Below are 20,583 nucleotides of genomic sequence, written 5' to 3' on the forward strand. Positions count from 1 at the left end.
GAGAGTTGGATCGTCGAGCCTGGCGCGCATCACTTCTGTTTGATGTCGTAGCACAGCAGCGAGTCTTGATCGCGCAGGTAAAGCTTGCCGCCGGCGATGACGGGGTGTGGCCAGCTTTCGCCGTTCTTGGTGGCGATCTTGAACTTCCCCTTCTGGACGTAGTCCTTCGGCGTGGCTTCAATCAGCGCCATCGTCGCGTCTTGATAGCGGAAGTAGAGATGCCCGTCGGCGTACGCAATTGCGGCGGAACCGCTCCCCGCGCCGCGACCAGGACGCCAGGCGTCTTTGCCCGTCTTCAGGTCAACACAGAGTGGGAAGCCGTTGTTGTGGCCGTGCCCCATGTAGACGTGACCATCCAGGAGGATCATGCCGCCGTGATGGTTCTGCATTTCCTTGGCGGAGAAATAGTACTCTTCGTTGGCCTTCAGTTCGCTGCCGTCCTTCGTGATCTTGAGCAGAGCCGTCCCGCCATCGCCATAACCGCTGCTGCAAAAAACATAATCGCCGCTGATGATGGGCGTGGGAATGTTCGCGGTGCCATTGGCCACGTCGTTGTAATGCCACAGCAGTTTGCCGGTGGCCGCATCAACACTCACGATGCCACGTCCGGTCAGCGTGATGTATTGCTTGACGCCAGCACCGTTGCTGATGACGACGGAAGCGTAGCCCGCGCCGTCTTTGCCTTTGCGGCCGAGGTCGCCCGGCGCAGCGGACTCCCAGATCTTTTCGCCCGTCTTGCGATCGAGCGCCACCAGCAGAGCGCCTTGACCACCGGGAGTGCAGATCACGCGATCGCCATCGACCAGCGGAGATTCGCTGTAGCCCCAGCCCGACATCATCTTGCCGCTGAAGTCCTGGGCAAAGTTCTTTTTCCAAACCAGGTCGCCACTATCGGCCTTGCAGCACGCCAGGTCGCCACCGTGAGTGAGCGTGAAGACCAGTTCACCATCGACGGTGGGTGTGCAATTGGGATTGCTCCCGCTGCCAACTTCGGTCGACCAAAGAATCGCGCCGTCTTTGATATCGGCGGCGATTAGCTGCGTTTTGCCCTTCAAGTTGCCGAGCGTATAAACCTTGCCACCCTTCACCGCTACGCTCGACATCCCTTTGCCAAAGCCTTTGGCATGCCAGGCCAGCGGCGGACCTTCTTCGGGCCACTCGCTCAGCAGGCCCGTTTCGTAGCTGATGCCGTCGCCGTTCGGGCCCCGCCAGCGAGACCACTCGCCTCGTTCGGCTTCGATGTTGGCGGCGTTCTTACTGCCGGGCTTGTCGGGCGCTTTGGCACTGGCGAAGTTCCAGCAGCAGGCGGTACCGGTCGCTAGAACTGCCGCGAGAGTCACAAGGGAGGGAATGGAAAACGAACGACGCATTGGCTGATCTCCCGGGGGAAGGAAACGGGCTGAGCGGAAAGGATAGGTGGGCAATCTCGCCGATTATAGACCGCTGGCCGCCAGCAATGCGACAGCGAAAAGAGCGCCAGCGCTGCCCCACGGTTCGCGCCGCGCGATATAACCGAAGAAGCAAATCTGCTGGTCCTGATCACCACGCGAGTCTCCGCGATGCAAACTTTCCGTCTTGGTTTCGGTTTCGTGCTGTTTGTGGCCTGTGCTGGCCTGCTAGTCGACAGCAAGTTGCAAGCTGAAGATTGGCCGCAGTGGCGCGGGTCGAATCGGGACGGCGTCTGGCACGAGACGGGCCTGGTCGAAAAGTTCAAAGAGCCTCAGCTAGCCATCAAGTGGCGGGCGAAGATTGGCGCGGGGTACACCGGCCCGACGATTGCTGGCGGCAAGGTGTACGTGACGGATCGCGTGCCGGACCGCAACAAGCCGGAAGAGCGAATTCACTGCTTCGACGAACAGACAGGCGCGCCCGTCTGGATGGTTTCGTATCCCTGCGAGTATGGCAAAGTGGGCTATGCTGCCGGGCCGCGCGCTTCGGTGACCATCGACGCCGGCAAAGCGTACGCGCTCGGAGCGACCGGTTGGCTTCATTGTCTGGACGCAGCGAGCGGCAAGATCCTTTGGAAGCGAGATCTCGAAACCGACTATCAAATTGCGATGCCCATTTGGGGCATCACCGCCGCGCCATTGGTCGAAGGCGACTTGCTGCTGTTGCATATTGGCGGGAAGAACGGGGCCTGCATCGTGGCGGTGAATAAAGACACCGGCGCTGATGTCTGGCAAGCGCTCAACGATCGTGGTCAGTATTCGACGCCGCTCGTCGTCGATCAGGGTGGCAAGCGCGTCGCCATCTGCTGGACCGGCGATAGTGTCACGGGCTTGGACGTGAAGGATGGCAAGCCGCAATGGTCCGAGGCCTGGAAGCCGCGGAACATGCCCATTGGTGTGGCGACGCCGGTCATCGAAGGAGATCGCGTGTTCTTCACTTCGTTCTACGATGGCTCGTTGCTCCTGAAGCTCGATCGCGAGACGGCCAAGGCTGAAAAGTTGTGGCACGTGATCGGCCGTGACGAACGAAACACCGACGCCCTGCACTCCATCATCAGCACGCCCGTATTCGAGAATGGCTATATCTACGGCGTCGACAGCTATGGCGAACTCCGCTGCCTCGATGCCAAGACGGGCGACCGAGTTTGGGAGAACACGACCGCGGTTCCCAAGGCGCGCTGGAGCACCATTCACTTCGTGAAGAACGGCGACCGTTACTTCTTGTTTAACGAACGCGGCGAATTGATCATCGCCAAACTGAGTCCGCAGGGCTACGACGAAATCAGTCGCGCGAAGTTAATCGAGCCCACACTCGAACAGCTTCGCCAACGGGGCGGCGTCTGCTGGTCGCACCCTGGCTTCGCCAACAAGTGCGTCTTTGCCCGCAACGACGACGAACTTGTCTGCGCCAGCCTGGCAGCGGAGTAAGTTCAAGTAGCCCGACGTCGAGCGAATCCGTCACGCGGTGAGTTGGCGCTTGCCAGCGGCCCAGTCGAGCACCAGTTGCGGTGGCTCGTAGCGCAGGCCGCGGTTGCGCCAGGGCTCGAGTTTGCGCAGGATCGCAGCGCCGCCGAGGCCTTGGGCCCAGTGCAGAATGCCGCCGCGAAAGGCGGGAAAGCCCAGGCCGAAGATCACCCCCAGGTCGATATCGCGGGCATCGCGCACGCGTTCTTCTTCCAGCACGCGGCACGCTTCAAGCAGCATCGGCAGCAGCAGTCGGTCCTGTAACAGCTCAAGCGGCAGCCGATCTTCGCGGCGCACATACTGTTTCAGAATCTGTGCCGTACCTTCGTCGTCGAGCGGCTCCTGCACTGCTTCGCGGTAAGCAAAGAAGCCTGAACCACTTTTGCGGCCGAGCCGCTTGCGCTTGATGAGCGCCGGCAATATTGGCGACGCACGGACGCGGTCAGGCCAGGCTTCGTACATGGTTCGGCCCGCGTAGAAGGCAGTATCCAGTCCGACGAGGTCGTAGAGCGCCAGTGGGCCAAGCGGCATGCCATAGGCGACTGCTGCCTCGTCGATCTCGCGCGGCGAGTGACCGTCGTGCAACAGTTCGATCGATTCGTTTAGGTAAGGCGATAGCAGGCGATTGACGAGAAAGCCGGGGCCATCGGCAACCACGACCGGCATCTTGCCGAGTTTGCGCGCGAGGGCAATCGCTGCGGAAATGGTGTCGTCGCTGGTCTGTTCGCCACGAATGACTTCGACCAGCTTCATCCGTTTGACGGGATTGAAAAAGTGCATCCCGCAAAAGCGATCGGGCCGCTGCAACGCGCTGCCAAGTCGCGAAATGGGAATCGACGACGTGTTGGAAGCGAGAATCGCATTCGCAGGTTGCAGAGCTTCCAGCTTTTGCAGCACCGCGACTTTGATCTCATAGTTTTCGATGATCGCTTCAATCAGCACGTCGCTGGCGGCGAGATCAGTATCGCTAAGCACCGCGGCCATATTCGCGGTCAGCTGGCTGGCCCGCTCGGGATCTACGGCCTTGCTCGCCGGATCGTACGAGGCTTCCTGAACTGCATCGGTACACGCGCCGGCTAGCCGCGCTTGGTCGGCATCGCCCAAGCGAACTTGCAAACCCGCGCGCAGCGCCGCAGCGGCAATGCCGATTCCCATGATCCCCGCGCCGAGCACACTCACGCTCTGCGCCGGCCGCGCGGTGGCTGCTGCACTGGCCTGCACGTGCTTGTTGTAGTCCTGCAAAAAGAAGACATGCACGAGCGCGCGATTGGCTGGCGACCCAAATAGCTGACTGAAGGCCGTGGTCTCGGCCGCGAGTGCCGTGGCCAAATCGGCGGGGGCAGTATCGACAATCAAGTTCAGCGCCGTCATGGCCGCAGGCTGATGTTCGGCCTCGGGGGCCAACTTGGGGGCAGTGGTGAAGCGGAGAAAATCGAGATCCGCCCCGGTCATGCGCGTCCCTTGGCTCAATCGCTGACGATCGGTCAAATAGGCTTTTGATTTTGCTTCTCGTTCGACAATCGCTACCGCCGCTGCCAGCAACTGTTCGCTGCCCACCACTTCGTCGGCGAGGCCCAATTGCACGGCAGCTGCCGCCGACAGCGGATTGCCGGTGGTGATCATCTCGACGGCCGCCGCTGGCCCCACGAGCCGCGGTAAGCGAGCACAGCCACCCCAGCCTGGAATGAGGCCGAGCTTGACTTCCGGCAGGCCCAGCTGCGTCTTGGGATTGGTAGTGACAATCCGCCGGTCGCAAGCGAGGGCCAGTTCCAGTCCGCCACCCAGGCAGACGCCATCGATGGCCGCGACACTGACCGCAGCAAGCTCCGTCAGCTGTGCGAGCAACGTCTGACCGCGGCGACACAGTTCCGCCACATTCGTGGGCTGGTCCATCAAGCCGACAAATTCTCGAATATCCGCGCCGGCGATGAAGGTTCCCGGCTTGCCGGAGGCTAAAATAATTCCTTGCAGGTCGGGTGTTGCACGCAAGGTTTGCAAGTGCGATTGCAGATCGGCGACCACGGCAGCCGACAACACGTTGGCCGACTTGCCCGGTAGATCGACACTGAGCAAGGCAATGCCGGCTCGCGGGAACGAAAGCTTGATTGTCGGTAAAATCGGGGCGGAACCAGCGGTCACCAGCGTCAATCCTTGTACCAGGTCGATCGGAAGTGTCTCTCGCAATCTAGCCGCCAAGGCTGCGGTGGGCGAGGGCGGAAGGCGAAGTGAAAGAGAGAAGTGAAAGAGATATGAACAATACAGAACTGATTGGTCGACGGATGCTTGTCACGGCGATTTTGATGCTGGGGGTGAGTGTGGCTGTGGCTCAAGAGCCGGCCCCAGTCAAGATTCTGCCGCCCCTCGAAGTGAAGACCGTTCAGCTGACAATCGACTATGGCGATGGGTCAAAAAGGCAGTTCACGGCCATTCCCTGGAAGGAAAAGCAGACCGCCCTGGAGGTGCTCGAAGCGGCGGCCAAGCACCCGCGTGGGGTGAAGTTCAAGCATCGAGGCTCGGGAGCCACCGTGCTGGTGACAGCCATCGATGACCTGAGTAATCAGGCTGGCGGCAACAGCTGGCTGTACGAGGTGAACGGCAAGTTGGCCGACCGCAGCTGTGGCGTGTATGAGGTGCAGGCCGGTGACACGCTCTTGTGGAAGTTCGGAAATTACCGCTAAAATCGCCGTCCTGGGGTACTTCTAACCGAAGGAGCCTCGCACCTTTGCAGCGCCGCCTGGCGGGAGTCCGTAATGAAGAAGGTTGTGATGAATCGTTCGTTGCTCGTCGAATCGCTGGTTCTCGCCCTGCTGGTCACCCTGGGCGCTGGGGTTCGCATTGTGCTCGGGCCCGAACTGCCCAACTTCGCCCCCATCGCGGCCATCTCGCTGTTTGCTGGCTATTTCTTTCATCGCTGGTGGGTCGCCGCGCTGGCTCCTTGGCTCTCGATGACCATCGCCGACGCCTTCCTCGGCGGTTACGAGTGGCAAATGATGGTCATCGTCTATGCGATGATCATGCTCCCCATGGTTTGGAGCGGCTGGCTGCGAAAGTGGGTTCGCCTCGAGCGTTCGTCGGGCCTGGCCGGGATCGTGGGCAGCGTGCTCGCCCTCGTTGGGTGCAGCCTGGTTTCGTCGGTCCTGTTCTTCCTGGCGACGAACTTCGCCTGGCTGCCATGGTCGACCATGTACTCGCACGATCTTGAAGGGCTGATGCACTGCTACCAGCAGGGGCTTCCCTTCTTCCGCAACACACTGCTCGGCGACTTGTTCTTCGCCTTCGCACTGTTTGGCAGCTATGCGTTTGCCGTCTCAGCGGGTTGGGTGCGTGGCGAATTGCCACAGACCGAACTGGCCCGGGTGTGATGTCCTGCTGAGTGTAGTTGCAACGCTCCGCCGGCATTCGTCCCGACAGGACGAATGCAAAGAGAGATCGAATTACCACTCGCGGAGCGAGCTTACTTCTTCGCGGGTGCAGCGCCGCCGAGCAGATCGTCGTCGCTGGCTGCTGCGGGCTTGGCAGCCGGGGCACCGGGAGCGGCGGGCTGACCGGGCGCTGCCGGAGCAGCTTCGGCTGGTGCCGGTGCGGGAACCGTGCGGGCAATCGCCGCTTCCAGCATCTTTGACTCGGTGAGCATCGTGGTTTCGAGTTGAGCCAGATCGGTCCTGTTTTTCTCGACGATATCAGCCAGCTTGTTGACGGCGGCGAGCAAGTCTTCTGCGGCTTTACGTTCGGCGGCATTTGTAGCTAGACGCTGCGCACCCTTGCGGATATTCGGATTCGGCGGCGTGCCGGTCTTATCGAGCGGATGTCCGAGGCCGGTCTGCACGCAGTGCAGCTGATAACGCAGACGTTTGCGAACGGCATCCAGTCGGTACGCCTTGGGGTCTTCCGCAAATTGATTCATACCCCCGGGGCCAATCATGCCGTCGATACCACCCATGGGCGGCATCATGGCCGGCCGTGCGAAACCTTCGCCGCCACCCGGCCCGCCGAAGTTGCCGCCACCAGTACCGGAGCCAATCGTGGCATACACGGCGGCATGTTCTTTTTCCTTCTGGTTCATGGCAATCAGCCGCTCGAACTCCGTCTTGACCGAGGTTGCAGCCAAGTTCGCCAGCAAGCGAGACAGTTCGTTGGCATCGACTTTGTGGTTGGCGGGCACATTGGCTCGTCCCATCGCCATCGCGGCCGAGCAACGCAGTGCCAATGGTTCCGACGAGTCCTTCAGCACCTTCTCGATCGCGGTGACAGCCGCGGGGGTGGCAGTGGTGACGCTGGCCAGGCCCAGGGCCTCGATGGCGCGGCGACGAAGCCATTGCTGACCCTCAGCGGTGCGGCCTGCAGGTGGATCCTTCATTTCAGCCAGCTTGACGAGTGCGTTGAGCATCGTGGTGCGGGTACCAGCGGGCAGCGGAGCGCCGCGGTAGGGTTCCCATTCCAAATGACGCAGAATGCCCACGAGGGCGGCGATCTTTACCGGATCGGGAGTCCGCGCGTCATCCAACCGGTCAACCATAAACGGCAGCGTGGCGGCATAGGGTTCGGGCAACTTCAGGTCGCTGCCAAATCGCAGCACTTCCTGTTCGTTCAGGTCGCCAATCATGATCATGGCGTTGTAGCGAACGACGGGGTGAAAGTTGTTGTTAACGATCTGCTGCATCATGTTGAACGTCAGGCGGACCATCTCCTGGTGCGTTTCCTGATTCTTGCAGACGAAAATGTAGTACTTGAAGAAGTCGAACCGGGCCTTGGGCAAGGCATCGAGCGCTTCGGGCGTGGTTTGGGTCAGCGTGCGAAATTCGAAGTTGTTGAAGTACTTCTCGACCATCAAGGCGTTTTCGCCGAGGGGCAAATCGGCGCGAATGGCGTTCAGCACCCGCGTTTTGACTTGGGTCTTCCGCGATTCGAACTGCCCCAGGGTTTCGCCGGCGCCCGGCTTGGGGAGCGGCAGCACCAGAAAGCCGTTGGCATCGGGCTCGGCAGAGGCGATCAAGTTATTGGCGGCGGGGGCGGGCTCTTGGGCCTGTGCAACCGCGGCCAGACAGAGGCCAGCTGAGCCAACCAAAAACAACGCGACCCGGGAAAACACCTGCATGATCCTGTTCCTCTTGCTGTAGGGCGACTGCGGCCGGAATCGGCACTGGTTGCTGCCTCGTGCAAAGTGAGCTTGTCGAAGGAGATAAGGTCGACAAACTACCCTGCGGCAACCATTGGCTTTCGCGACGGAAATCCTGACGATCAAGCCCGCGCGGCCACCCCCGGTCAAATGCCCCTCTAGATAAATTAGTCGCTGCAAAACGGCGATGTCAATCAACATTGGTCGATTCCGCGGCTAATCGGGCTGTTTGGGCCGATTTCCCGGGCTGGACAGCTGGTTTTGCTGCCGAATGGCGAAAGCGCGTCGCTCCCGCAGTTTCTGGTTAATGCGATCAGGCAACTTCGTCACCGCGACCAGTTCGACGGAGCCATCGGGCCAGAGGATGTGTGTCGACGTGCCATTCTTGTGGACTCCCCGACAACCAGGCTGCGATAGATCTTGCAAACTGATGTCGCGCGGCTCAAAGAAGTTGATGCCACTATTGGGAACTTCGACGACGAAAAAGCTTCCGTCGGGATAGCCGCCAGGAACGGTGATTGCGAGAAATGCTACGTCCGTTGGTGATACACCGGCCGGGCCATAACGAAATTGGCAAGTGCTGATCTTCGTTTGGTGGAGAGCGGCGTTATTAGGCCCGTCCCATGCTTCATCCCAGTCGTAGCTTTCGGCAATGTCGGGCCGGCCAAGAGAGTCGAGCAGTGTGCTTCGCCAACTGTGCACCGCGCCCCCGGTCTTCTCGATTGTGATGGGCGGGCGGTTTCCCTTCGCAGATTCGTGGATCGCAAGTGCGATGCCGACTTGCTTCAGGTTGTTTTCCGCCGCCCCTTGGCGGTATGGTATGCCTCTCGCGATATCCAGAGGACTCAAAAACACCGCTATCACACTCACAACGATGGTTGTCGCCAGGATTTGCCAGCACCAGCGAGGACTCTGCCCGATAAAAGCGAATGCCGAAAGGTTGGCCAGGACGGCAGGCACACTGATGATTAGCAGTTCGGTGCCGCCTGCTCGAAACAGGGCCAGCAGGATCGCCAGCCAAGAGATTTGCAGCAGCAATTCACGCAGGGTGAAGGTGCTGCTCTTGGCAGAGCGTTCAATCGCTGGCGATTGCTCGAGCGTGGCTGTCATGGGCGTGAGGACCATTCACGTGTACCTACGGCGAGTTCGCATTGGCCAACCTGGCCTTCTTCATCGTGTAGGCGGCGGTGTATTGGCTCCAGCTACTGCTGCTCACACCGTTCCGCGAGGAACTGACGAAGGCAGGTGGCGAGGCGATTACCGAGACGATCATGACGCCCGTTTCGCCCGGCTTGAGCAAGCCCATGTGAACCGCGGCCGCCGCGATGGAGCTATCGGTCGTGTAGACGTCGGTGCCGTAGCAAGTGCCGTGCTGACTGCCGGTGACGCGATAGTAAAACGTCTTGCCAAGCTCGTATTGATGGCTGAGCATGTTGCCAGGATCGGCCTGAATCAGTTTGGGATCGATTTCATCGATGGCTGGTCCCGCCGCTTGCGACCGCAGTTCGCGGATATCAGCCAATTTGAGTTGCAGCTGACCGAACTGCGCCGAACTGATCTTAAAGCTGCCGGCCGATAACCTGCCGGCAATCTTCGAGTCGGCTGTGTAGACAACGTCGTTCAAGCGGACGTTCAACTGCTCTTCGGGAATTGTCTGCCGCAGTCTGTCGACCAGTTGATCAATTCTCGCGCGCATCTCGGCATCGGTCTGGCTGCGCGCGGCTCGCAGTAGCGGGGCGAAGCTCTTTTCTTTTCGCTCGAGCAGCCTGGCCATGGCCGCTTCACGCGTTTTGTAATCGTCGTGACCGAGCTTACCGATGTCTTGATCGATGGCCAGCGAAGTTTCTTCCGAGACTCGCTGCGCGAACTCAATGCGCTGGATATCGCCAATCGGGAACGACAGCTTGCCGTGCGGCGTTTGCAGCTCGATGGTTTCTTCGGCTAGCATAACCTTCAAATGGCTGCCATCGGTAAAGGCCAGATGCACGCTGCGAGGATCAACGGCCGGCGTCTTCTCGGCCGCGGGGTGCGTCTGCCCGGCACCAAGTAGGGGCACACCAAGCACCAACATCAGTCCGCAGCATGCTCGCGTGAAAATCGCCATCGCCTTACCCTCGCCTCGGTTTGTTTTACTGCCAGCCGGTCATCATCCCGCCACCGAACATGCCGAGCAAGCTTCGTTGCGAATATTCGTTACGCTCGCTTTACGCCCAACAGGCAGCCTGATGACACAACTTGAGCCCGACGTAAAAGATTCGCCTCGCCCGGGTAAAGACCGCGCAAACCTAGCGAGCGATCGGGAATTGATGACCTTTTTGACGAATATTCGGCAACTCGCGCCAATTTCGGTGGGTAAATTTGCCTAAGAGAGAAGTGGTAGGGCTCGCGCTGCGCGCATTCGCGTCGGCCGAGCCCAGAACCAACGATGCTTCTCGGCAGATCTGCCACGGGTGGTGATTGGAATGAACAGCGAAATCGCCGGACTGCTGTGCGGACTCGCAATCTTGCTGGGTATCGTCACCGTCGTTGGTCACGTCAGCTGGCTCTTCTTTGCGATGATCTTTCGAGCCCTGACCACCAACACCGATGCTGCCCGTTGCAACAAGTGTGGACGCATCGCCCTGATGAATGGCCGCTGCACGCATTGCGGCGCGGTTCCCTTGGTCTCAGTGGCCAATCGCACACGCGACGAACTGATCGGCACCGCCCGGCAGTTGAACCGCTTGCACGCTGCCGGACATCTGCCGTACGAACAATGCACTAGCCTGCTGAAGGTGCTCAATCACGACTTGGCGCGATTGGGCGAGCAAGTGCCGGAAGAATGCTGGCCCCGCTACACCAAGCCCCAGGAAGCAATTCCGCCAATACTGGTTGAAGAGTCAACGGCTGCTACTGCTCCCGCCGTCGAGTCGACCCAATCGACCATTCCGGAAGTAACGCCGCCACCGCTGCCAAAGCTTCATTTCATCGCTGATGAACCGCTCGTGGCGGAAATTGTCGATGCGAGTTTGTTGGAAGAAATCGAGCCGCCGCCCCTGCCGGCGCGCCCCGTTGTCTCGGCCTCGGCCGGACCATCGATCTCCGTTCGCGACGCTGCTTCCCTTTCCCCTCGCGAAAAAATCACACCCTCTCGCACGCTCGCAGACATGCTGCAGAGCTTCATGGAAGAGAGCAACATCCGCTGGGGCGAAGTAATTGCCGGGCTGGTGATTGTGATCAGCGCAATCGGCCTCGTCATCAGCTTGCGTCAGACACTGCAGCGGATTCCCTACTTTCCCGCGTTGCTGTTTTTGGTCTTTACGGTCTTATTTCATAGCGCCGGCCTCTACACGCTACGCCGTTGGAACCTGGCCGCGGTCAGCCGCGCGATTCTGATCATTGCCCTGCTGCTCGTGCCCCTCAGCTTTAGTGCGGGCGTGGTGCTCTCAGGGCAAGGCGAATTGCAACGTCCGCTGGGCGATCCGCTCTTGATCTTCGCCTTGCTCACGGGACTGAGCGTGTTTGGTTGGGTTGCCTACTCCGGCAGTCGGGTCCTCGTGGGTGAAGGAGCGCTGCGTCTCTCCGTCGCGATTCTCGGCTGCTGTCTCGCACAAGTGGTGATCAACCGCGGAGCGATGAGCGACAGTTCCAGTGCGGTCATCAATTTCCTCGGGTTGCTGCCGGTTGCTTCCTATCTGGTGGCCACACTCGGCCAAATCTGGCGCGCCCAAACCTGGCGCAAGATGTCGGCTAAACGAATCGAGCAGACATTTCTCGTACTGGGTGTCAGTCTGTTCGCCCTGGTGCCACCACTTGGTTTGTTGATCTTCAAAGTAGAGCCTCAGTGGTTCACGTTCGCGCGGCTGGCTCCGCTACTGACCTTGGTCGCCAGTTCGACACTCGCCATTGGCGTCGTTGTGCATCGGCGCACCCTGGCCCGCTCGCTGGCGACGTTTCGCACCGCTGGAACAGCAATCGCCATTGTCGGTGTCGCCGCGCAACTGTTGTTATGGGTTGCCGCCTGGCCACGTCCCGAGTTGATGCTCAACGTGGCTCTTCTCACAGGAGTCGGGCTGCTGGTGATCGCCATCCGCACTCGTTTACCCGCACTGCATTCGGCGGCCGCTGCGGCGCTGTCACTGGCTGTTCTCATTGGCTTCTTCTGGTGGCTGCAACTGGTCTCTAGCGAAGCTCCACTGAGTTGGGTTCAAGCTGCCCTGCTGGGGCGAACGAGCTTGATGCTCACGGTGATTGCCCTGACGATTGCGGGCGTTGGCGCGTGGCACTACGTGCGCGGTGAACGCGAGATTGCCCTCGCTTACTTGCTGACAGGCGGCGTGATGAGCGGCCTCAGCTTGCTGGTCGCGGGCTGGTCGGGCTTTGTGCCGATTGCCGGTTGGACCGGCGATGGCGATCTCACGGGACCGCTGTTTTTGGTCTATGCGATCGCGCTGTTTGTGATTGCCATTCGCCTGACCAACGAATTTGCGATCTCTGCCGCCATGGCGCTGCTGTGGGTCGCGCTCGTGCAACTGCTCGAACGAAACAGCACGGTCTATGCACTGCTGCTGCAATTGCATCTGTTGCCTGAGCGACGGATTCTGATGGCCACGATCTTGTCCGCGGCCAGCTTCAGCATCATCGCTTTGGTGCTCAGCAGGCCCAGCTGGAAACTGTCGACGACAGAGTTCGCTGCCTGGGAAAAGACGAGCCAACTGTATTCGCGGCTCATCATGCCCCTCACTCATGGTGCTGCGCTCGCCATCCTGGCTGCTTCACCGTTTGTGCTGTGGGTTTTGCCAGGCCGATTCGCCGTGCATGCCATTTATGCTGCACTCGCGACCAGCATCTGGGGCATCGTCTGTCTCGCGCGTCGTTGGCCCGAAGCGCTGGCGGTCGCCCAAGCGATGGCCACCATCACCATTGCCTTCGCGATCGCCGCCTGCTGGCCACCCGTCACTGTCGACCATCTGTGGTTTTTGCGCGGCGAAAATCTGCAAGCGCAGTTGTTGGCCCTTGCTGCGTCGGCTGGTGCCTGGAGCATCGTTCGCCGCTTTACTCGCACGGGAACCGCACTCTACGAACTGTTGCATCCACCATTTCCTGCCTGCGATCACGCCTTGCTCGGCATCAGCGTGGCTCTCCTCCTGCTGCTCACCATTTCGTCAGCCTGGACGGGCATGGCCTGGGAATTGGGAGCCATCGCGAAGAATTTGACTTCGGCAGAGATCCCGTGGCTCGATCAATCGCATAAAGGTCGTTTGGCCGTCGGTGTGCTTGCCGTAATCGGCGCGCTAGTCGTCGCACTTGTCGATCGCATCACCGGCCTCAAACTCATCGGTCTCTGTCTGGCTGGTTGGGCCAGCCTGTTTTTGATTGCCCAGGTTTGGCAGGCGGAGGATGCGACGGCCTCGGCCGCTCGCTGGCTGTTCGGCATCTACGGCATTGTCTTACTGAGTCTGTATATCGCTCGCGAGCGCCTGGCAAAGCTGCTGCAAACCCAGTCCTGGCTCCGCTGGAAACCGCTCGAAAACCATTGGCTCGAATGGTTCCGCTTCCAGCCTTTGATACTCGGGGTCTTGCCGCTCCTGGCGATTACCATCTTTGCCGTCGCGCAAAATGCGTCCAGCATCCCGATGCATCCGCCCAAGACAGGCTCGATCTTCGAGTGGATGGGACCGACCGCCTCGTATGCCGGACCCATCTTGCTCGGCGTGGTTGTGTTTCTCGGTTTGGCAATAACAGAGAAACAACCTGCGTTCGCCTTGGGCGGTGGATTGCTATTTCAACTGGCCGCGAATCTGGCCTTCACGCTGCACGTCTCCGGCAAGAACATTCCCGAGAGCCTGGTCGCTGCCGAAGGCCTGCAATGGAATGTTCTCGCTGCGAGTATCTACGCAGCCCTTTGGCTCGGTCTCGCCCATTGGCTGCTGCCGCACGCACAAGCTCGCCCTTCCGAAAGGCTGCGCAACGAACAGTTCTTCAAGACGTTCATCGGCGTCAGTACGCTGCTCTGTTTGGCTGCCGTTGTCTGGTCGATTGCCTGCATCATCGCTGCGCCGGACATGCTTCCCGCAGAAGCGATGTACGTGGCTCACTGGTCGACGATTGTCTCCCTGACCCTGATCGCAGTCCCCCTACTCGTCGCGCTCGGTATCTCGCGCGCTCAGCGAAGCTGGCCGCTCGGCGCGAGCGTGCTCGTGGCGCTCTGCATTGCGTTTGTTCCTCTGGTCGCGATTCGCGCCGAAGTTCTCGTCGCTCTAAATTTATGGATTGCCTATCACACGCTCGAAGTTGGCTGGCTGCTGATGGCCCTGTTTACCAGCGGCGCCGTTGCCTGGCATGCGGCATCGCAAACTTCTGTCGATGTGGTCGCAGTACCGCGTAGAGGCTTCGCGCCCCATCATGCGATTGCTGCTGCCCTGTGCGGTCTGCTGGTGTTTCTTGCGATCCGTGGCAACTTTCATGATCCCGAAAGGCCATTCTTCTCCACCTTTATCATCGCGGGCACCTGTTTCGTCGCGATCATGCTCGGCTTGGCGCGGCGGAGTCAGCCCTACGCAATCGCTTCGCTCTGCCTTGCCTCACTCGCAGCAGCAGTTCCTTGGACGGTCAGCCGGTCGGTCTGGACATTGCTTGGCAACTCGGCGTTCCTCGTCGCTATCAATGGCTGCCTGCTCGCCGCCATCGTCATCGGCGGCTGGTGGCAGTGGATCGAGATTCGCTTTCAGCGCCAATTGCAGCAGGTTTTTTCTCCTCGCTGGACGGGACCCCGCGCGGGCACACTGGCGATTCTGATCGTCACCACCATCCTTGGACTATCGAGTGCCGGGCATTTGCTCTCCGTGGGATCGACCTGGTATCTGAGCGGACTACCGGGTTTCGACTACGGACTGATTGCTCTAACGGTGACCTGGCTGGTGCTAGGAGTCGTCAACATTGGTTCGCTCTGGGATCGCCAGGCAACTTACATCTTCCCGATGCTCTTCGTCTGGCTCTGGATCGCCTGCGCCTTGGCGCTGGCACCATTGCAGCAAGCAACAATCCCCATGGCTTGTCTACATGCACTAGCCTTAGCGGGCGTGATTGCTCTCGCCGGTCACCTGTGGAGCTTTGGAGCGAACCTTGCCGCCTGGGGCGAGAAGCTGGGAATCAGTGATACCGTGGGCGGCCTCACACGCATCGACCGCTGGCTGCCAACGGTCACGCTGCTGCTTGGCGCTGGCATTTGTGTGTTCGAGTTCTATGGAATGCAAAACCTGTGGACTCGCGAACAGCGCGTCGCGATTGCCTTTGCCCCAGCACTCATCGGTTACGCCGTTGCCTGCTTAGCTCAGCGACAACGCCAAGAGGGCTTTCAGCTCACCGCTTTATTGCTCGGCGGTTTGACTTGCGTTTATCTGGGCTGGTCCGACTTGCTGCCAGGTTCGTCACTGATGGAGTCGATGACCCGCGCCTTCCGCCTGCTGATGGTGCTGGCCGTGTTGACGTTTGTGTATGGCCTCGTGCTGCCGCGGTTCATCTTTCGCCAGGAATCGTGGCTGAAGAGTTCACTGCGAGCCGGCTATGTTTCCTCGGCGCTGGCGATTGCCACCTTGCTCGCTTTGCTGGGCGGTGAGATCTCCCTGTTTGAGCCGAGCGTGGGAGCGGGCGTCGATGACGTTCAAGTACTCGCGGTCGCGGTGTTGCTGGTGCTATTCATCGTCGGCCTGATTGCTCTGGCGCTTTCGCCGGGAGCACACGAACGAGCCGAACAGCACCGCCGCACGTGGTTCGTGTATGGAGCGCAGCTGGTGGGCGGGCTGCTCTTCGCTCACGTCTATCTGTGCAAACCCATGTGGTTTGACGATGTCCTCAAGCCTTATTGGCCGTATGTCATCATGGCGATTGCCTTCGCGGGAGTCGGCCTGGGAGAGCTCTTCTGGCGTCTGCGCTTGCCGGTGCTCGCGGAACCGTTTCAGCGGACTGGCTCATTCCTGCCACTGCTGCCAATCCTCGCCTTGTGGGTGGTACATAACCGCGAAGACTATGATTACACGTTGCTGATGTTCTCTGCGGGGCTCATGTATTTGCTGCTGAGCCTCGTGCGCAAATCGTGGTCGGCAGCCCTCGCGGCAGCGGTCGCTGGCAACGGCGCGCTATGGTCACTTTTGCATCAGTCGCATTGGAGCATTCTGCAACATCCCCAGTTCTGGTTAATACCACCCGCAGTTGCGGTGCTTATTGCAGCCCATATCAACCGGAGTCGATTGAGCAGCGAACTGTTATCAACGATTCGTTATGCGTCGCTGATTGTGATTTATGTGAGCTCGACGTTTGAGATCTTTTTGCATCGCGCAGGGCTTGGTCTTTGGCCACCGATAATTCTGGCCTGTTTAGCACTTTCTGGCGCGCTGGCAGGAGTACTTTTGAGAATCCGTGCGTTTCTCTACCTAGGCGCTGTGTTTACCTTGCTCGCGATGATGAGCATGGTGTGGCACGCCGCTCGCGCAATCGAGCACGTGTGGCCTTGGTGGGCATTCGGCATCGGAATGGGCATCTGCATCCTGGCGATGCTGGCCTTTTTCGAGAAGAACCGCTCGCAGGTGCAATCGCTCGTGACTCGTCTGCGTCAGTGGGATCGCTAAGCAAGTTTTCGAACAAGGTTACAGCTCTAAACGAACGGTGACTCAAAAAGGATCGGGCTTCGCCGAAAATTTTTCGTTCGACACGGAAAGTCGACAGCCGTAACAACTTATCGGCTACAGGGCGAGACACGGGCAAGATTGCTGCGAAAAGTAGGGCGAACTTAATCTCGAAAATCTGCTTCTGGTACCAAGAATTGATGTTGGTTTTGTCATCATTATGCCATTAAGAATTGTATCTCTCCAACAATTCTAAGTGTGCGTGGTGAGTCTCGTGATTTCACGTTGCTCGCCTGAGTCGTTGCAATTTGTACCTGCCAGTCCGCATTAAATTCTCCAGCAAGTGAGCCCTTCTCATGCGCCACGAGACCGGGATTGAACCCATGTACTGCCGGCCAGAAGCGTATCGTTGGTTTGCCGACCAAATGGCTGACCTGAACACCACCGACGGGTTACTGCGAGCGGCCATCGCCGTTTCGCTGCATGCTTTGGACGATATCGCCCCCGAGCGGGTGGAGCAGGCGGTGCTCAAACTGGCCGACAAGATTCGGTCACAGTGTCGTAGCGACAACCCCAATGCGCTGCTGGCACATTTGCACGACGTTTTCTTCGAAGAAGAGCGATTCGTCGGCAATCTCGACAACTACTATGTCGCACTCAACAGCTACGTGCCGGTGGTGCTGAACACGCGTCGCGGGTTGCCCATCATTCTCGCCCTGCTTTACAAAGCTGTGGGCGAGAAAGTCGGGCTGCACATCGAAGGCGTGAATTCGCCTGCACACTTCCTGGCCCGCGTACGAACCGACGAAGGTTGGTTGCTGATCGACCCCTTCTATGGTGGCCAGGCCCTGACCACCGAAGAAGCCTTTCGCCGGATAGAGCAAGTTGCCGGTCGCAAGATTCCGCGCGACGAGAACTATCTTGCTCCCGCCACGCACTCGCAATGGCTCGGCCGGATTCTCGCCAACCTGCAGGCTCTGTTCGCCAAGGAAGGGCGGCACGACGACCTGGCAGCAATGACCGAACTGCAGCACGTGCTCAGCGGCGTCGGAGTCTAACGACCGCACTTTCCAATCTTGACATTAAAGCTGCGAACTTGAACCGATCCCCACCTGCACGTCGTTTCCCTCGACGCGCACGGGGAACGAGGGATGCACCAGCGACTTGCTGGTCTGGTGCTGACCAGTGGTCACGTCGAATTGAAAGCCGTGCCAAGGGCAAGTGACGATGCAGCCAGTGAGGCGCCCCTTGCCGAGCGGGCCCCCTTGATGCGGGCAGATGCCGTCGAGGGCGAAGAACTGGCCGTCGACATTGAAGAGGGCGACGATGTTACCGGCGGCGACGCACTCGCGCGAGGTGCCCGGGGGACAATCGCTGGCCTGAGCTACGGTGATCCAGTTCATGCGGCTTCGCGTCGTTCGAGCGGCATCTCGGCCGCAGCAAGTTTTTTCGCTTTCGCTCGTTGCGGCGGTTCTCGCCAACGACGATGCAGCCACCAATACTGATCGGGGGCTTTGCGAATTTCGTCTTCCAGCACACGATTGTACCACTGCGTGAGCGACTTCAGGTCGGCACATCCGGGTGGCAATGCCGCTGGGTCGGCGACATCGGCCAGCCCAAGTTCGAAATGCATCGGCGCGTGCTGACGACGACAATAGACGAGAATCATCGGCGCATTGCTGACCAACGTAAAGATGCCGAGCGCTTTGTGGCAGGATGCAGGTCGACCGAAAAAGTCGACCCAGCAGCCCTTGGGTCCGGCATCTTGATCGCCCAGCAGGGCCAGTGCGCCGTTGTTGGTGAGCACAGCATCGGCCTGATTGGCGCTACCCTTCTTCGGCAGAATGAACTGCCAATTGAGCTCGCGGAACCGCAGCACGAACTGATCAACATAGGGATTATCGAGCGTGCGCGTGACGGTGAAGGTGCTGATTCCCAGCAGACCGCTCATCAGGCCAGCCACTTCAAAATTGCCGAAGTGAGCCGAGACGAGCACGCGCGGTCGCGGCAGCAGCAGATATTTCACGAACTCGCGCTTGCGGTGAATATGGATGAACTTGCGCCAATTGGTCGCATGGATCTTGCGTGGCGCGTGAGCGATTTCGCAGACCATCGTCAGCAAATGGACCCACATGCCTCGGCCGATCGCATGCCGCTCGTTCAGGCTCTTTTCCGGAAATGCCTGGGCGATGTTCTCATCGACTAGTTTGCGGCGCATCTTCACGACGTCGTACATCAGCCAGGCGAGGAAGCGGCAGCCCACGACGCAGGTTTCGATTCGGACCGCCTGCACTACTGCGATAATCACTCGCAGCAGGATATAGAGCGGATAATCGAGAACTCGGCGGATGCTCACGGAACGATCCTTCGCGCGCGTGCTGACAAAACAACCAGAAGCCGGGCGATTGTTGCACGATCGTCCGATTGGGCAAAGATCGAATCTGGTGCTAGCAACGTACTCATTTCGCTCCGTCGAGATGTTTGCACCGTAGTCATCTCGCTCCGTCGAGATGGTAGAAGCGAAAAACCATCTTGCGGAGCAAGATGACTACGGCAGGGGAACTCATCTGGCCCTGCTGGCCGGTCGCTTCTATACTCCGCACGCCTGGGAGGACTGTGCAAGGATGCTGCAACTCTCTGAGGACGACTGGTCTTGTGTATGGACGAGCATTTTCGCCAAGGATGGCTCTTTATGTTTCGCACGCTTTGCCTCGCGGGCCTCGCCGCGATTTGCCTACTTGTGGGCAATGACTCGGCCGCACGTGCGCAGACAAACTCGCCGTTTCAGCCCGTCGCTCCACTTCCCTCGGCGAGCACAACTTCGCCCGCCACCACAGGCAACGCGGAACCGCTCGATGCCATTCGCAAGCAGCTGCCGGGCAGCACCAACTCGGGCTTGCAACCGGTTCAATCCCGCGACGGCCTCAGCGGTTTGAAAGTGACGAAGGGAAATGGCACGCTGCCGAATCAGCATGGCCAAGTGTGGCGCGAATACGATCTGACCCCTTATACCTCGCGCATTAAAGATGTTGCCAAGCCGGAGCAGGCCGTCATCGATTGGATCTTGCGCGAGACCGGCACCGAGACCTGGTTTGGCTCGCCCCTGGGTGTGTTGAGTGCCGACACGAGCACCTTGCGGGTCTATCACACACCGGAAGTGCATGTCGTGGTGCGCGATGTCGTCGAGCGTTTTGTCTGCTGCGATCCGCAAACCCAAACGCTTAATCTGCGTATCGTCACCGTCAGCAATCCCAGTTGGCGCTCGCAAGCGGTTTCGCTGCTGAAGTCGGTCGATGTGCAATCTTCGGGCGTCGACGCCTGGCTCCTTTCCCACGAGAATGCGACGGTGCTGCTCGATCAGTTCAAGAAGCGAGCCGACTACAAGGAATTGATGTCACTGTCGCAGCCCGTGATTCATGGTCAGTCGCTGCCACTTGCCCAGACCCAAGCCCGCAATTACACGCGCTGGCTGAAGGTTCGCCCCGATGGCTGGTCCGGTTACGATCCGGTCGCTGGTGCGGTGGACGAAGGCTTCAAGATGCAACTAAGTCCGCTGCTGTCTCTCGATGGCCGCACGGTCGATGCGCAGTTTCAATGCACCATCGATCAAGTCGAAAAGCTGGTCAATGTTCCGTTTGATATCGTTGTCGGTGGTCAAACGCAGCGCGCTCAGATTCAAGTGCCGCAGCTGGTGAGTTGGCGACTCTCGGAACGCTTTCGTTGGCCCGCCGATCAAACGCTGCTCCTCTCGTGCGGTGTCGTCGCCAGTCCCACGGGTAAAGCCGGTGGAGCATTGGCTTTTTTGCAACCACTCGAAGGGCGTGGCAGCCGCAGCGACGCCCTGATGTTTGTCGAATACTCGCGCCGCGTTCCCTCGGGCATGGCCGACAAGTTCCAAAGCCAGGCCGCGGGAGCTATTTCGACCAATCCGGTTTCCCGCGGTCGCTACTAA

The 20,583-nt window shown here is 59.6% G+C and carries 14 protein-coding genes; 7 read left to right on the forward strand and 7 right to left on the reverse strand.

Annotated elements, in window-relative coordinates; all coding sequences use genetic code 11:
* Positions 1-29: 29 nt before the first annotated feature.
* Positions 30-1,370 carry a PQQ-binding-like beta-propeller repeat protein gene (locus tag NA78x_RS02120; protein WP_425616769.1) on the reverse strand — a complete coding sequence of 447 codons (1,341 nt, stop codon included), beginning with the start codon at positions 1,368-1,370 and terminating at the stop codon, positions 30-32.
* Between the two features lie 189 nt (positions 1,371-1,559).
* Here NA78x_RS02120 and NA78x_RS02125 point away from each other — a divergent pair, with 189 nt between their 5' ends.
* Positions 1,560-2,876, forward strand: a complete 1,317-nt coding sequence (locus tag NA78x_RS02125) for a PQQ-binding-like beta-propeller repeat protein (protein WP_425616770.1) — start codon at positions 1,560-1,562, stop codon at positions 2,874-2,876.
* A gap of 30 nt (positions 2,877-2,906) precedes the next feature.
* On the opposite strand, the gene NA78x_RS02130 is transcribed toward NA78x_RS02125, so the two are convergent.
* Entirely contained in the window at positions 2,907-5,051 is a 2,145-nt protein-coding gene (locus tag NA78x_RS02130; RefSeq protein ID WP_425616771.1) for a 3-hydroxyacyl-CoA dehydrogenase NAD-binding domain-containing protein, read from the reverse strand.
* A 110-nt stretch (positions 5,052-5,161) separates the two neighbouring features.
* Between NA78x_RS02130 and NA78x_RS02135 the strand changes: the two genes are divergently transcribed.
* Together NA78x_RS02135 and NA78x_RS02140 are read left to right on the forward strand one after the other, a co-directional pair.
* Positions 5,162-5,590, forward strand: coding sequence for a DUF4430 domain-containing protein (locus NA78x_RS02135; RefSeq protein ID WP_425616772.1), 429 nt, complete (start codon positions 5,162-5,164; stop codon positions 5,588-5,590).
* A 72-nt stretch (positions 5,591-5,662) separates the two neighbouring features.
* Complete coding sequence (locus tag NA78x_RS02140; protein ID WP_425616773.1) at positions 5,663-6,274, forward strand: DUF6580 family putative transport protein; 612 nt, start codon at positions 5,663-5,665, stop codon at positions 6,272-6,274.
* Between the two features lie 92 nt (positions 6,275-6,366).
* On the opposite strand, the gene NA78x_RS02145 is transcribed toward NA78x_RS02140, so the two are convergent.
* The 3 genes from NA78x_RS02145 to NA78x_RS02155 all read right to left on the reverse strand — a co-directional run bounded on the left by NA78x_RS02145 (position 6,367) and on the right by NA78x_RS02155 (position 10,132).
* Positions 6,367-8,007 (reverse strand): hypothetical protein, encoded by a 1,641-nt coding sequence (locus tag NA78x_RS02145; protein ID WP_425616774.1) that lies wholly within the window; start codon positions 8,005-8,007, stop codon positions 6,367-6,369.
* Between the two features lie 237 nt (positions 8,008-8,244).
* A complete protein-coding gene (locus NA78x_RS02150; RefSeq protein WP_425616775.1) occupies positions 8,245-9,153 on the reverse strand; it encodes a DUF1559 domain-containing protein in 909 nt (302 codons plus the stop codon).
* A 10-nt stretch (positions 9,154-9,163) separates the two neighbouring features.
* Positions 9,164-10,132: an LCCL domain-containing protein gene (locus tag NA78x_RS02155; protein WP_425616776.1), complete on the reverse strand. Its 969-nt coding sequence runs from the start codon at positions 10,130-10,132 to the stop codon at positions 9,164-9,166.
* On the opposite strand from NA78x_RS02155, the gene NA78x_RS02160 reads away from it, so the two are divergent.
* From NA78x_RS02160 to NA78x_RS02170, 3 genes are all read left to right on the forward strand, one after another.
* The gene (locus NA78x_RS02160; protein ID WP_425616777.1) at positions 10,119-10,394 is read left to right on the forward strand and encodes a hypothetical protein; all 276 of its coding nucleotides are present in this window, start codon (positions 10,119-10,121) and stop codon (positions 10,392-10,394) included. The two genes, NA78x_RS02155 and NA78x_RS02160, sit on opposite strands and share 14 nt — an antisense overlap.
* 96 nt (positions 10,395-10,490) lie before the next feature.
* A complete protein-coding gene (locus NA78x_RS02165) occupies positions 10,491-16,634 on the forward strand; it encodes a hypothetical protein (RefSeq protein WP_425616778.1) in 6,144 nt (2,047 codons plus the stop codon).
* Positions 16,635-16,987: 353 nt separating this feature from the next.
* Complete coding sequence (locus NA78x_RS02170) at positions 16,988-17,689, forward strand: transglutaminase family protein (protein ID WP_425616779.1); 702 nt, start codon at positions 16,988-16,990, stop codon at positions 17,687-17,689.
* A 24-nt stretch (positions 17,690-17,713) separates the two neighbouring features.
* Here NA78x_RS02170 and NA78x_RS02175 read toward each other — a convergent pair whose 3' ends face one another.
* Positions 17,714-18,034: a Rieske (2Fe-2S) protein gene (locus NA78x_RS02175; RefSeq protein WP_425616780.1), complete on the reverse strand. Its 321-nt coding sequence runs from the start codon at positions 18,032-18,034 to the stop codon at positions 17,714-17,716.
* Complete coding sequence (locus NA78x_RS02180; protein WP_425616781.1) at positions 18,031-18,987, reverse strand: lysophospholipid acyltransferase family protein; 957 nt, start codon at positions 18,985-18,987, stop codon at positions 18,031-18,033. Before NA78x_RS02180 ends, NA78x_RS02175 begins: the two co-directional genes overlap by 4 nt.
* Before the next feature lie 336 nt (positions 18,988-19,323).
* On the opposite strand from NA78x_RS02180, the gene NA78x_RS02185 reads away from it, so the two are divergent.
* Positions 19,324-20,583, forward strand: coding sequence for a hypothetical protein (locus NA78x_RS02185; RefSeq protein WP_425616782.1), 1,260 nt, complete (start codon positions 19,324-19,326; stop codon positions 20,581-20,583).

Origin of the sequence: Anatilimnocola aquadivae (assembly GCF_049819085.1) — a bacterium.
Taxonomy (GTDB): domain Bacteria; phylum Planctomycetota; class Planctomycetia; order Pirellulales; family Pirellulaceae; genus Anatilimnocola.

Excerpts from the sequence above, each read along its gene's own strand:
- NA78x_RS02140 (WP_425616773.1), top strand. The coding sequence starts at position 5,663 with ATGAAGAAGGTTGTGATGAATCGTTCGTTGCTCGTCGAATCGCTGGTT.
- NA78x_RS02125 (WP_425616770.1), top strand. The coding sequence starts at position 1,560 with ATGCAAACTTTCCGTCTTGGTTTCGGTTTCGTGCTGTTTGTGGCCTGT.
- NA78x_RS02135 (WP_425616772.1), top strand. The coding sequence starts at position 5,162 with ATGAACAATACAGAACTGATTGGTCGACGGATGCTTGTCACGGCGATT.
- NA78x_RS02120 (WP_425616769.1), bottom strand. The coding sequence starts at position 1,370 with ATGCGTCGTTCGTTTTCCATTCCCTCCCTTGTGACTCTCGCGGCAGTT.
- NA78x_RS02155 (WP_425616776.1), bottom strand. The coding sequence starts at position 10,132 with ATGGCGATTTTCACGCGAGCATGCTGCGGACTGATGTTGGTGCTTGGT.
- NA78x_RS02165 (WP_425616778.1), top strand. The coding sequence starts at position 10,491 with ATGAACAGCGAAATCGCCGGACTGCTGTGCGGACTCGCAATCTTGCTG.
- NA78x_RS02170 (WP_425616779.1), top strand. The coding sequence starts at position 16,988 with ATGCGCCACGAGACCGGGATTGAACCCATGTACTGCCGGCCAGAAGCG.
- NA78x_RS02185 (WP_425616782.1), top strand. The coding sequence starts at position 19,324 with ATGTTTCGCACGCTTTGCCTCGCGGGCCTCGCCGCGATTTGCCTACTT.
- NA78x_RS02150 (WP_425616775.1), bottom strand. The coding sequence starts at position 9,153 with ATGGTCCTCACGCCCATGACAGCCACGCTCGAGCAATCGCCAGCGATT.
- NA78x_RS02145 (WP_425616774.1), bottom strand. The coding sequence starts at position 8,007 with ATGCAGGTGTTTTCCCGGGTCGCGTTGTTTTTGGTTGGCTCAGCTGGC.
- NA78x_RS02175 (WP_425616780.1), bottom strand. The coding sequence starts at position 18,034 with ATGAACTGGATCACCGTAGCTCAGGCCAGCGATTGTCCCCCGGGCACC.